The organism is Pacificoceanicola niger (genome assembly GCF_048553275.1).
Lineage (GTDB): Bacteria > Pseudomonadota > Alphaproteobacteria > Rhodobacterales > Rhodobacteraceae > Pacificoceanicola.
The window spans coordinates 1-12,118 of sequence record NZ_JBLZMW010000036.1 but is presented as its reverse complement, the minus strand read 5'-3'; the positions used below and the strand labels follow the sequence as shown (position 1 = coordinate 12,118).

Annotated in this window: 12 protein-coding genes and 1 pseudogene; 7 read left to right on the top strand and 6 right to left on the bottom strand. The window is 61.9% G+C overall.

Translation table 11 applies throughout. The features are described 5' to 3' along the window. Positions 1 to 355 precede the first annotated feature (355 nt). The 4 genes from ACN2XU_RS23750 to ACN2XU_RS23735 all read right to left on the bottom strand — a co-directional run bounded on the left by ACN2XU_RS23750 (position 356) and on the right by ACN2XU_RS23735 (position 3,826). A complete protein-coding gene (locus ACN2XU_RS23750) occupies positions 356 to 1,021 on the bottom strand; it encodes a tetratricopeptide repeat protein (protein WP_419412832.1) in 666 nt (221 codons plus the stop codon). A 723-nt stretch (positions 1,022 to 1,744) separates the two neighbouring features. Next, positions 1,745 to 2,701, bottom strand: coding sequence for a hypothetical protein (locus ACN2XU_RS23745; RefSeq protein WP_419412831.1), 957 nt, complete (start codon positions 2,699 to 2,701; stop codon positions 1,745 to 1,747). After that, positions 2,698 to 3,489: a hypothetical protein gene (locus ACN2XU_RS23740; RefSeq protein WP_419412830.1), complete on the bottom strand. Its 792-nt coding sequence runs from the start codon at positions 3,487 to 3,489 to the stop codon at positions 2,698 to 2,700. The genes ACN2XU_RS23745 and ACN2XU_RS23740 overlap by 4 nt, the downstream gene beginning before the upstream one ends. A 31-nt stretch (positions 3,490 to 3,520) precedes the next feature. Continuing rightward, positions 3,521 to 3,826, bottom strand: a complete 306-nt coding sequence (locus ACN2XU_RS23735; protein WP_419412829.1) for a hypothetical protein — start codon at positions 3,824 to 3,826, stop codon at positions 3,521 to 3,523. Positions 3,827 to 4,073: 247 nt separating this feature from the next. On the opposite strand from ACN2XU_RS23735, the pseudogene ACN2XU_RS23730 reads away from it, so the two are divergent. The 4 genes and pseudogenes from ACN2XU_RS23730 to ACN2XU_RS23715 form a co-directional block, all read left to right on the top strand. Further along, positions 4,074 to 4,347: pseudogene (locus ACN2XU_RS23730) on the top strand (transposase); the annotation flags it as partial. 197 nt (positions 4,348 to 4,544) lie between these two features. Continuing rightward, entirely contained in the window at positions 4,545 to 4,892 is a 348-nt protein-coding gene (locus ACN2XU_RS23725; protein WP_419412828.1) for a hypothetical protein, read from the top strand. 191 nt (positions 4,893 to 5,083) lie between these two features. After that, entirely contained in the window at positions 5,084 to 5,485 is a 402-nt protein-coding gene (locus ACN2XU_RS23720) for a hypothetical protein (RefSeq protein ID WP_419412827.1), read from the top strand. A gap of 106 nt (positions 5,486 to 5,591) precedes the next feature. After that, complete coding sequence (locus ACN2XU_RS23715; RefSeq protein WP_419412826.1) at positions 5,592 to 6,416, top strand: uracil-DNA glycosylase family protein; 825 nt, start codon at positions 5,592 to 5,594, stop codon at positions 6,414 to 6,416. A 62-nt stretch (positions 6,417 to 6,478) separates the two neighbouring features. Here ACN2XU_RS23715 and ACN2XU_RS23710 read toward each other — a convergent pair whose 3' ends face one another. Both ACN2XU_RS23710 and ACN2XU_RS23705 read right to left on the bottom strand, forming a co-directional pair. Then, a complete protein-coding gene (locus ACN2XU_RS23710; protein WP_419412825.1) occupies positions 6,479 to 7,204 on the bottom strand; it encodes a hypothetical protein in 726 nt (241 codons plus the stop codon). Between the two features lie 391 nt (positions 7,205 to 7,595). Beyond that, positions 7,596 to 8,768, bottom strand: a complete 1,173-nt coding sequence (locus ACN2XU_RS23705; protein WP_419412824.1) for a Shedu immune nuclease family protein — start codon at positions 8,766 to 8,768, stop codon at positions 7,596 to 7,598. Between the two features lie 292 nt (positions 8,769 to 9,060). On the opposite strand from ACN2XU_RS23705, the gene ACN2XU_RS23700 reads away from it, so the two are divergent. The 3 genes from ACN2XU_RS23700 to ACN2XU_RS23690 all read left to right on the top strand — a co-directional run bounded on the left by ACN2XU_RS23700 (position 9,061) and on the right by ACN2XU_RS23690 (position 11,506). Further along, positions 9,061 to 9,561: a helix-turn-helix domain-containing protein gene (locus ACN2XU_RS23700; protein WP_419412823.1), complete on the top strand. Its 501-nt coding sequence runs from the start codon at positions 9,061 to 9,063 to the stop codon at positions 9,559 to 9,561. A 167-nt stretch (positions 9,562 to 9,728) separates the two neighbouring features. Beyond that, positions 9,729 to 10,559: an abortive infection family protein gene (locus ACN2XU_RS23695; RefSeq protein WP_419412822.1), complete on the top strand. Its 831-nt coding sequence runs from the start codon at positions 9,729 to 9,731 to the stop codon at positions 10,557 to 10,559. Then, positions 10,556 to 11,506 (top strand): tyrosine-type recombinase/integrase, encoded by a 951-nt coding sequence (locus tag ACN2XU_RS23690; RefSeq protein ID WP_419412821.1) that lies wholly within the window; start codon positions 10,556 to 10,558, stop codon positions 11,504 to 11,506. Before ACN2XU_RS23695 ends, ACN2XU_RS23690 begins: the two co-directional genes overlap by 4 nt. Positions 11,507 to 12,118: the final 612 nt, after the last annotated feature.

The following is a 12,118-nucleotide window of genomic DNA, read 5'->3' as shown; positions in this document are numbered from 1 at the left end:
CATCACACCCGCCATGAAACTGAAAATGGCCGCGTAAGTTCTACGGATGCACCCCGTTAAAAAGGGGGAGATTACCCAAGGGCCAGCTGATTTTGAGCGGCATGTTCTTTGGTCAGGTGCGCGGCTGCAAGACATCCTCGCCACGCTCCAGTATTCTCTCGCGCCGTGAGGTGAGCAGGGGCCCCGCAGCGATCGCTAACGGGGCCTCTCATCTCTCTTCAATGAGTGTCGTCCTCGAAGGGTCCGAAAACGATACAGTATGCCTGATCATCAGAGAGCAGTCCGGGCCTATCCTGCAGCCAAGGTGACCGGGATGCCGAGGGTAGCCCAAAGCTTTTCGATCACGGCCGAATGATCAGGCTTCATCTGAATATCTCTCCCGCTGAGCCGCCGCCTCGATGTCATTGGCCATGATGTCGAGATGCACCGCCATGTTGTGATCGACTTCGCAGCCATGGCCCTCTCGATAGCACCGCGCCAAGTGACGCATCGGAGTCGGCTCTCCGCTCTTGGCCGCCCGCGTGAAGCAGTAAAACGCCTTCTGGGGATCAGGAACCACTCCCAAACCGTCGCGCCAGATCACCCCAAGGTTATTCAAGGCAGCCCAGAACTCTTCCTGTGCAGCCCGTTCGAAACATTCCAGTGCAAGCAGCATGTCGACATTCGGGAAAAGTCGCACCCAGCGATTGTCCCTGGTTCCGAAGCGCCAAGTGAAAGAGAAGGCCCACCCCACAGCATTCAGTTGGTCTGCTGTGGGTGGCGTATCGACCGTTGCCAGCCAGGTTTGAAGCTCCTCATCGGTCTTCAACCACCCGGGAATGACGGTCGTGATGTCTTCCGGTACCAGGTCGCGGCCAAAACGGATCGTCGTCAACTCGACCTTGCCGAGTTCTGTGGGGTGCCACCGCCAGTATGTTGGCCCATCGAAGGGCCAGTCGCCCGGGATATAAAATCGTCCGCCTGGCACATGCTCTCGACGATCGACAGGGAAGCGAACACATGAGCCAACGCTCTCGATCAATTGCCCTTTCTCAGCCACCAAGGGGCGCCAAGTATGTGGCGAAACGTGGCGAAACCCCGTTTGCGCATTGGGAGGCGAGGAAGGTTCGAAGACCAAGTTGTCGAGGACAGACCCCGAGGTGAAATGTGTCCCAGTCCTGCGCGGCGATGGCGAACCCCGCCCCACATCAGTGCAAGGATGCTTGGGCCACGGTGGCCCAAGCTGATCAAAGAATACACGACCGCCGTGAGGTGACTGATAGAAGAATACCGATGCACCACAAACCGGGCAGGCGGCATTGGGAACCGTGAACGTCTCGTACGCGACTCTACCTTTCTCAAGCCAGTCACGCCCGTCGACAATGCGGCGACTTACCGGAGCAGAACCAGTTCCGGATCGTCCATATCCGCCACCTGTGTCACCGCCCCATCCACAGTTGCAGTTCAGTGGGTGGTTCCATGCATTGCAGCCCATGAATAGTGGGGCCTCTTCGATCTTGCCTTGATGAATTCGCTGACGAGGATTGACGCCCTCGGACTGTGCTCCATGCATCAGTCGACATTTTTTGAGCGGTATCAATAGTATTTAGACCGATTTCCACGCGGAAACGGGCCTTAGACACTTATCGCTCGACCCCTGCGGGCTGAACTTCAAGGCAGCCGAGAAGGTATCACGACCGGGTGTCTGCTGATACCTTCCCTGCATTCGTCACGCTCTATAGGCTGACAGTGCGAAGCTGTCCGCTCATTGCTGCGGATCAGCCGCGTCGCCCGAAATGTCGATCGTTAGGAGATGTCGGACACCCGTTCCGGCAAATGCCGGCTCGTCCATGCCCAGAGCTTTCGCAAGACCTCGAAGTGCCTGGACATCCGGAGAAACCGGTCTCCCCGCCATGAGCCCGTCGAACCATTCTGTGTCGAGGCCGGCGGCGGTGGCGAAGGTCGCAAGATCCTCGCCCAGCAGTCCAATTGCTTGGGCGATGCGCGTGTGGAATGGCATGGTCTCGTCCGCGAGCGTTTTCACGACGATTTCCCGGACCGCCTCGCCCTCCGGTTTGGTCCGCTGAGGGATGAAGCCACGTCGCCTGGATAGCCACAGGATGGCGTCTTCGCGGGGCAGTCGAAAGGATTTGTCTTCTTGGTTGCTGCGGCTGACGCCAGACGATCGTTCGAGCTTGAAGCCTTCCTTGCTGAGCGAGGTCCGCACCGCCGGCACAGTCATGTTCGCCAGCAGAGATAGCTCCCTGATGTCAGGATCACCCATGGTTTCTCGCTCAAACAGACTGTAGCGCGCAAAGAAGGTTTCGAACATCCGCCTCAGAGGGAAGTCATTCAGCGTGCAAAACGGCGAGCCATTCCCCTCGGCATCCGTTTGGGGATATCCTTGCAAGAGGGTGTCGACTTCGTGCCAGACGTGAACATCGCAGTCCCAGCAGCCATCCAGCTGATAGGCGTAGCGATAAGCCTCCTTGGCCAGATGATGGATCACGTGCCGTTCCAGATCGAAATCCGGCGGGGCTTCCATGGAGAATTCAAGATCAGCATGGAGCTCCCTGGGAAGACCCAAGAAGTCCATGGCAATGTTGCAGTCTTTGAAACAAGGGCCGAACGTTTCGAGGATGCTCGCCTGGCAGCGGATCGCGTCCCGAACCTCGGCCTCGATCTCTTCCCAAGTGTAGGGGATCTCTCCGGTCTTGCTCATGCCGCGTCTCCTTTCCCAAGGTCTGCAATCTGAGTGGCAAGGCGCGCCCGCGCTGCCAGCAGCGGCGCAGGGTTGGTCTGGCGCGAGGCATCCTCCGGGCGCTTCTTGCCGAGGAACACCGCAACACGTTCGGCGTTGGCGCCACTCGGGTGCGGCAGGCCAGACAACACGCGCCGCGCGTCGAGTAGACCGCGACGGGCCAGATGCGATACAGCACCCTCGGCCTTGGGACCCAGAGGTAGCCAGATCGCGTCTGGCAATGCATGGGCTTCTTCGGCGAGGTGAGTGTCGACCTGCGCGCGCAGGATCGGCGTGCGCAGCATGTCCGGCGTACCGTTGTAGTTCTTGCCATCGACGAAGACCGGATACCGCAGCGCCGAGGTGAAATGCACATCGGTTGCACCGGGGCGGAACATTTCGGCCGTGCTGCCGACCGCGAAATGCGCCGCAACGCCGATGGCATCGAGCATTGCCACGAGGTTGGTCCGAATTGCCCCTCCCGAGAAGGAAGCCGTCAGCTTTGCCGCGGCCAGGCTTTGCTCCACGCTGCGGCCTTGCGACAGGCTGGCCGCTGCCGCTTGAAGGGCATTTACCGCCTGCGTCATGCCCGGAGTGATGCCGACCACGACCAGCCGGGCCGCCGTCTCGATGTGATCGAAGGGGGCATAAAGCACAGTCAGCGGGCCGTCCTTGGCCAGCACGAGGTCCGGTGCGGACAGCGGGTCGCGCAAGGCCTGCGCGGTGATCTTTGGAAGAATGGATTGGGCGAGGGAAAGGGTCTGACTCAAAGTCTGAGAACTCCTGGTGGTTGGTGTGTGATCAGGGACGGGCGTGCTTGCGGAAGGCTCGATGTGAGCCGTTTGCTCGAAAGCGCCGCCGGCGCCGCGCCACGGTGACCGCCTGCTCGCCGTCGCACATGATGGCGTAGCAGCCAGCGTATTTCTCGAGCCGGGCCCGCAGATGACGATCATCTTCGCTGGCAAGGATGATCGCTTGCGTGTCGAGCGTCAGGCTGATGGCGCTCCCCGAATGCTGAGAAGAGCCATAGGCGTGGATAGCATCAAGGATATCGACGGGGATGCCGCGCTGCTGTGTGCGACGGGAGGCGTGACGAGTGAGGCGCATGGGATTCTCCTGCTGATACAAGTGTTATATGGTAATCACTTTTTCTGCGCAACTAAAAAAGAAACTCGGATGAGTTATCGAAATCATCTTTTTTCGATAAGCTGGTTTCGTAAGGCTGAGAGGCGTGCCGATCACAACAAAGCAATGTCCGCGTAGACCCTACAGGTCGGCTTCAAGCGTGACGGCGATCACCGCTATCAGGGGCGCTGAGCTTGCCATGGGCGCGCAAGGTAAGAGGAATGAACGAGTTAAGAACCGGGGGACGCAGGACATCCTGATCGCGGCTGTAGCAGGGCTGCAGGGGTTCCCCCGAGGCCATCACCGCTGCCTTCCCGCAGGCCATGGTCCAGACCTGCATCGTACATCTGGTGCGCCATTCCCTGAACTTCTGCTCCTGGAAGAACCGCAAGCTCGTCGCCACGGACCTGCGCCCTATTTACAGTGCTCCCACCACGGATCTGGCGGTGGCCGAACTCGATGCCTTCGAGGAGAAATGGGCTGGGAAATACTCGCTCATCGCCCCGGCTTAGCGCCGGTGCCCGGCATCGACACCGACTGCTGTCCCAACAGCCCTGACGTCAGACAGTTCATGACCTGACATGGCCGGTCGATGGGGAAGGCTCCTCGCTGCTTTTCGACTGTCCGTCATCAGCTCCATTTTTGCTTCGTCGTAGCCGTGTTGGACCAAGTTTCCTCTCAAACCAAGGAGGCTTACAGCATGCACGAACCCGACACCCGTCCCGAGCACCTCGGTTGGATCGAAGTCGCAATCCGAGCGGCCAACCCCGACCTGCCGAAACTCCGAATTTCCGCCCAGTCGCATTACGGGCCCCTGGACCGCATCGCCTTAGTTTCGGTCCACGGTACCGGCGGGGGCCGCACCCGGCGCCAGAAGATCCGCGCGGAGGCCGACGACATGCTCCAACGGTTGGGCTACGCGGTCGAAATCGAGCCGGGGCGCGACGTCTACGACGTGATGCCGCGCCGGCCGACCTCGGCGCACGAGGAAATCCGGATGCTCCAGTGCCTGCGCGCGGCCTGCAGCCGATCGGACGAGGGGGGCTGACCCTCGGGCCCGATCTTTTTTCTTCGCCGATCGCGCGACCGGCCAATATCTCCTTCGAACGCAGCCAGAGAGGACAAACTGACCCCACCATTGAGACCTCACGAGCCCTTCTTGACGGCCGTGGCGGCGCAAGCCGTCCTTTCCGACGCGGCCCTCGGGCGAAAGCCCCGGATCCCAACCTGGAGGTTCGCATGAACTCGATCGTTTTCACCCATGTCGCCGCGCCCGTAGAGGGCGCATCCATCTTGGACCTCGCCCTCGATCGCCTGGGCGCGTATCTCGACGCAGAACGCGACACACTGGGCCGCCTGCTGGCGCAGGTAGGCCGGCATCAGACCTCCGGCGTCCTCGAAGCCCTGGAGCAGCTGCATCTCGAGCCGGAGTCTGTCGCAGAGGATCTCTGGCATCTGCTCGAGCACGCTAAAACATGCCTCGAAATCCTGCTCGAGACCCTGCGTGGCATGTCCTGCCGACAGGGCACGGTCTCAGCCTGGGGTCTGCCGGGGCCAGCGGCCTTCGATGTGCACCTGCGCTGGAGCGCCGCGCGGCTCACGGACATCCTGGCCACGCTTCGCCACACGCTCGCAGCCTGAGGAGGGCAGGGGCCCCGGCAGCAACGCCGGGGCCCTTTATTGTATCCGATAAGACAGGTTATCGGATAGTAATTGGAGTAGCTGCGAAGGGCAGGGGAGGGACATCATGGTGGCGCTGCGAGAGCGCATGCAAGAGCGCTACGCGGACTGGCGGGAGGACCTGCCGGAGGGGTCGGGCTGGCCTGCCTTCTTCGACGGTTGCCCGGCACCGGCTTTCGCGGAAATGCCGGAAGACCTCGAGATCGAAGATGACGCGCAGGCCTGGCCGGGACGCAGAGGCGCGAACCTCCAAGGAGCGCCGGCGGGCGCGCATATCTGCCGGGCCTTCGAGGGACTGGAGCCTCAGGCCGTCCGGGTCGTGGTGCTGGGACAAGACCCCTATCCGGCGATCGCTCGGGCCACCGGACGAGCTTTCGAGGACGGCATCTCGGATGCAGCTGGTCGGGCGCTCAGGCCCGCTCTGCGCAACCTTGGAAAATCCGCCCGCAATCTTGCCGAGGGTGGTCAGGAGGGCCCTATCTGCCCGCCTGGACCCGGCCGTGCTGCGGCGATCCGGGCACACTTCGACAGTCTGCGAGATCGAGGCGTTCTCTTCGTCAACGCCAGTTGGACCTTCACGATGGCGGATGATGCTCACAAGGCTGCTCACCGGACCTTGTGGCAGCCAGTCACATCGCATCTGCTCAATAATATCGCAGGGCTCCCCGGTCCGCCGGTCATTTTCCTCCTTCTGGGCGACGACGCGAAAGACGTCTTCGATCAGCTGGGTTTGGAAGGCGTCCGAGACATCCGACATGTGCATCCAACCAGCTGGGGTGCCCGTTTCTTTCAGGGAGAGAACCCACTCGGGAGGGTGAACGACGCATTGCAGGAGTTCGGCGAGGAGCCGATCAACTGGTGGCCTCTTCCTGTCGAAGGCGGTCTGGCATGACCGCTACATCCCAAAAAAGATGGCGCCAAGTATCTGCATCGAGGACAGAAATATTCGATAACTTATTGACCATCAAGCCGACCAAACTGCGTTTCAATCACGAACTGCTCAAGGTCGACATCAGTCTCTTCGCAGAAACAATGTATGTCTGCCCATCCGACGTATTGGCTTGGATCAGTAAGATCGACAGTCCAACGATTGTTGATGTCTTCACCAAACGAGCCCATTCCATGATCTTCGAGACCAGAAACCAACCTCTTTAATTTATGGCTCCCAAACCCCAATACTCCCTGAAGGTCATCACATGGCACGCTGACGCTGACGTCCTGCCAGATGTCCCGGGTCGCGCATCGCTTGATCACAGCGAGTATAAACTGGCGGTATTCAGGTGGAACGTTCGACAGCCGATCAGCGTAGTCGCCAATCTGACTTGTGGCCATTTCAGTTTCTTCCTCTGACAACCATTCAGCAGCGTCAGGGGATGATAGTAAGGCTGCTAACGTCTGCGGTCGGGTTGCTGACACGTTTGCAGTCAGGTCCGGAAACTGGGTTTCGAATCTCTTGAGGATTGATGCCTCTGCGGCCCGGAACCGCTTCTCGTGGGCGGCCTTAATCTTCCAAAGATCCTCAGGTTTATGAGTGGAACCCTTGCCATCGATCTTCCGGTGGTGACTCGCGCAGAGCAGCATCAGATTGGCAGGTGAACGTCTTTGTTCGTTGGTCATATCCGGATTGAATCGCTTCCCGCCGGGCATAGCTGCCTCAATATGTGCGATGTCACCAATCATTGTGCCCTCGCTATCGATGAGGACTGCGTTGCAACCCCTCCAGGCGCACTCATTACCTGATAGTAGGAACAGTTCGCGTAGAGTCTTGGATGTCGGTGGCAGGCGCTTCGGCTTCTCCATTCGGGTCTTCAGTTTCTTCCTAACGGCCGTTCCTATGTCCCAGTCGATGTGCTTCCATAGGTCCAGCATAACGGGATTTCGGTGGCTATCGAGATGCCCTACCCCTCGCGTCGGTCGTGCTTGGACGCTGGAACTATGAACCGCCTCGACTTTCCCGGAGGGCGTTATGTCCAACGCGTCATGCCACTTTATCCATCGGCCGCGCCTGATCAAGGTGCCGCCGTTCGGCCTCAGCAGGCGGAGAATGCGCAGCAGACGGACCAAGTGAGCTCTATGACCGGCCATCATGCGTGATGAACCGAGCCCGCTCCAGCAACTCGTCGAATGTAACGATGTCGATGGACCGGGTCTCCCGGCGGAACAGTTCAAACGTGTCTCTCATCACCTGTGCCGCCCGAAGGTCTCCCGCCGCCTCGAACTCCCGGCGGTTGCCGATCACGAGGATCGTCTTCGCGTTTCGCGTCCGCGCCTCCAGTCGGCGGGTGCCGTCGCGGGAGAAGTGTTCGCCGCTGGCGGCGAACGCCATCCATTCCGCCTTTTGCTCGAGGATCTGCGACACCGCACCGGTGAACTCCGCGCTGAACGCCCGGGTGCCCGCGCGGCCGCCAACGCCGCCCGGAGCCGCACGGAAGATCGGTGTATCAGGCCGCTTGATCTCCACGAGCACAGTGTAGTCCGTGAAGCTCATCAGGAAGTCGACCACCGGCTTCCCGCGGTTGTCGGTGCCGCCTCCGGAGACGGTCGCCTCGCGATCGAAGGGGCGCATGATCCGGTAGTCGAGCCCGTAGCCGAACACCCAAGGTTCGCGGTCGAAGAAATCCTGCCACTCCCGCTCCGACCAGGCGCCGTCCTCTACCCGCTGCTCGAAGGCCTCCAGCGCCTGCCTGCGCCCCAGCAGGATGTTGACCTCCTCCGGCGAGAGCGAGCCGTGCAGCGCCCTCAGGAGCGCCTCGCGGTCGTCGTCGCTCATGGCCCGGAGCCGCTCCACGATTCCCCGATCGGCGGCATCGACGATGGCCTTGCGCCCGGCGCCGGTCGAGATGTCCTCGATGTCGAACCGGTCCTCGTTCGCCAGGTCGATGAACGCGAGACGGTCGAGGAAGGTCAGCAGGCGCTGGAACTCGTCGCCGCGAAAGGTGAAGGCGTGTTCCTCGTAGCCCTGATACCAGTCTCCCTTGCGGGTCTGGAAACTCTGCAAGGTGAGGCGACGCACCGCCTTGTCGTCCTGGGTGACCACCGCCGTCACCTGGGTCCTGCGCTTCTCGCCCGACAGGCGGAGGCACAGGGCTCCCTCCACCTCGCCCAGATGAAGGACGTCGGAGCCGTCCATCACCATGCGCACGTTGCGCAACCGGTCGGTGGTGTGGGCGCCGTAGGTGAAAACCTTGGAGATATAGGTCTTGGCGGCCCGGCGCAGGCGGAAGAAATCACGTTCGTCGCTCATACCGGGATCGTCGAGCGGATTGTGGAGGCTGGCAAGCACCGATCCCGAAAAAACGTCTCGGGCTATGGACATTTGCGTCCAGGGGCTTGGAATCTCTAATCGCGTCCTTCGGCAGTGCGTCCTTATCCGGAAAGTCGTCCTTCTTTTGTGGACGCCCGGGTCCATGCCCCCCAAGGACGCTTACGTCCACACCTATGGCCGTATAAGACCATAGCGGTCAGGGCCCAAAACCCTTACATAAATGGCTTATGTGCCTCATCTTCACCTCAACCACAACAAGCAGGAGGCAGCGATGCCCGAAGACGCGAAGAAGGTGGTCCCGATCGGGGACCGGAGGAAGAAGGAGGCGGAGGACGAGCGGACGCTCACCAGGAAGTGGGGCAAGGGCACCGTTGCTCTCGGATATACCGTGGTTCCCTCCGCCTTGCTGCGCGGCCAGGCCCGTCTCGGCATCGGCCCGAACGAGCTCGCGGTGCTCCTCCACCTGATGGATCACTGGTGGAGGCCGGAGGAGATGCCCTGGCCCTCGAAGAAGACGATCGCAGAGCGACTCGGCGTCAGCACGAAGACCGTGCAAAGGGCCATCGTAACCCTCGAAGAGGCGCAACTCCTGCGGCGGAATGAGCGGTATCACAAGACCGGCGGCCGGACATCGAACGAATACGATCTGCGGCCTCTCGTCGAACGGCTGAAGCCGATCGTGGCGGACATGGAGAAGGCCGAGAAGGACAGCAAGGCGACCAAGCGTGCCGCTGAGCGGCCGGGGCTGCGCAAGCGCCAGACAGCGTCGTGATCGAGAGGTGAACATGGACAACGAAATCGTCTACCGCCGTATCATGCTCATCATCGCGGTCATCGGCCTTGCGGTCAGCACCGCCCAGCTGTGGCTCTGATCCGATGTCGTCGTTTTCGACCTTCGCCATTGAGGCCCTTGTTCAAGTCATCTCGGGCGGATCCGGGATGAACAATCCCGAGCCGTCGATCGGCCTCTACCGTAGTGCGTCAGAGATCGACGGCTTCCTCATGGCATGCGGGATCAACCCCAGTCGAGGCGAAGGCTCTCGGCTACCTGCCCTGCGAGGTTGCCTCAACTGGGCCGCCCGGCAGGAGAACGGCGACGAACTGATCGGCCGAGCGGTCGAAAATGTCGCCGACCCCAGGAACCACGCCCGAGAACCGGAGAAGACGCAGGCCGTGCTGGACCACCTGAACCTGCATCTCGCGCCCGACGGTTTCGAGGTGGCGCTGCTCGGAGGCAGGGCAGTGCTGCGCAAGCGGGGATCGGGGGCCGCGGTCGTCGGCGCCATCGCCGATAAGACCGCGACGCTGGATTTCGGGACGGTGAGCCGGGACCTCGACCGCGCCACCCGAAACGCGGAAGACGACCCCGAGGACGCCGTGACGGCTGCCTGTGCCACACTGGAAGCAGTCTGCCGGTCGATCCTCGTCGAGCTCGGGCTGGATCTGCCGGCGAAAAAGGACGTCTCGGCGCTCGTGCGGGCGGTCCAGGAACCGCTCGGCCTCTCCCCCGGGCGCACGGACCTGCCGGACCTTATCGCCAGCGACATCCGCAAGGTCTTGAGCGGCTTGACCACGGCCACCGAAGGGATTGGGGCGCTGCGCACCCATGGCGGCGACGCCCATGGCCGGGAGCGGGGCCACCGCCGGATCGACCCTCGGATCGCGCGCCTCGCCATCCACGCCGCGAGCACCATCGCGCTTTTCCTGATCGAGACCTGGGAGCGGAAGATGCAGTGCAGCCTTCCCGCGGCCGCGGAGCCGGCGGAATGAGCCTCGTCGTCCGGTCCACCGCACCAGCACCGGTGGCCACAGGCGGTGACGCGGCGGAGGAACGTTACTGGGAGTTCTTCGCCGCCAGCCTGCGCAATCGAAACACGCGCAGGGCCTATCTCCGGGCAGTGGAGGATTTCCTCGCCTTCCTCGAGACCAGAGGCATCGGCGCTCTGGCCGAGATCCGGCCACTTCACGTCGCAGCACATGTCGAGGCCCTAACGCGCTCGCACGCACCGGCCACCGTGAAGCAGCGCATGGCCGCGATCCGGGCGTTGCTCGACTGGATGGCGGCCGGGGAGGTGATCCCGTCCAACCCAGCCGCCTCGGTGCGTGGGCCGCGCCACGTTGTGCGGCGCGGCAGCACGCCTGTGCTCACGCGCAAGGACGCCCGGCGCCTGCTCGAGAGCATCCGCACCGACACCATTGTCGGACTGCGCGACCGAGCGCTTCTGGCGCTCATGATCTACTCCTTCGCGCGGGTCGGGGCGGCCGTGGCGATGCGGGTGGAGGATTTCCGGCCGTTAGGCCGCCGGTGGGTCATCAGGCTCCGCGAGAAAGGCGGTCTCGCGCATGAGGTCCCCGCTCACCACAACCTCGAGGCTTGGCTGCACGACTATATCGAGGCGGCGGGGATCGCGGACGATTCCAGGGGCTGGCTGTTCCGGTCGGCTGAGGGGCGGAGCGGGCGCTTGACGAAGCGCCCGCTCCAAGGGCGCAACGCGCTCGACATGGTGCGGCGTCGTGCCCGGGTTGCCGGAATCGCCGTGCCAGGGCTTTGCAATCATAGCCTGCGTGCGACTGGGATCACTGCTTACATCGCCGCCGGTGGTGCGCTTGAGACCGCCCAGGCAATCGCCGGGCACGCGAGCCCACGGACTACGCAACTTTACGACCGCACCGGCGACGAAATCGCCCTCGACGAGATCGAGCGGATCATCCTGTAGCGATTTCGTCGTGATCTTGAAGAGGGTATGCGCAACGAAAGTTGGCCAGATGCCGTGTTGTCGGCTGACATCTGGCTTCTTATCATCGTCGGACTGTTCGTGCTCGGCCAAGAACATTTTTTGGGGTGGGAGCAATCGATCCATTTCCTTCCCATAGCGGACATGCATGCACATGCCGTTGAGGATCTGCACCATCGGGTTAAGAGAAAGGAGGTTGCACAGTTTCCAGCAAAGCTGGAAACCCGAGAAAGTCGCTCGTCATCGCCGAAAAGCGGCGCGCCGCGGGGGCCTGATCACCCCCGGAAGCGATGACATCCCATCAAGCGGAAGCGACGGCCTGTATCCTCGACGCATTTACTGGCTGCCTGCTGCAGAAGGCTGACCATGGCGGCCTGCCCCCCCCCGGCCTCCGACGGGAATACGAGACGGGCGCGGTGGCGCTCGGTTCGGTACAGAGAACGCGTTTGCAACGCATCAATGACACTGGCCTCCAGCGCGGCGCTCATCGTCGCGCTGGGGAATGTTGCCGCGCACCGGGTAATCCCCCCCGATTTTAAGGGGCTGCAAACGTAGAATTTTCTCGGCAAGATGAACGAGGAGATTTCGAATGAA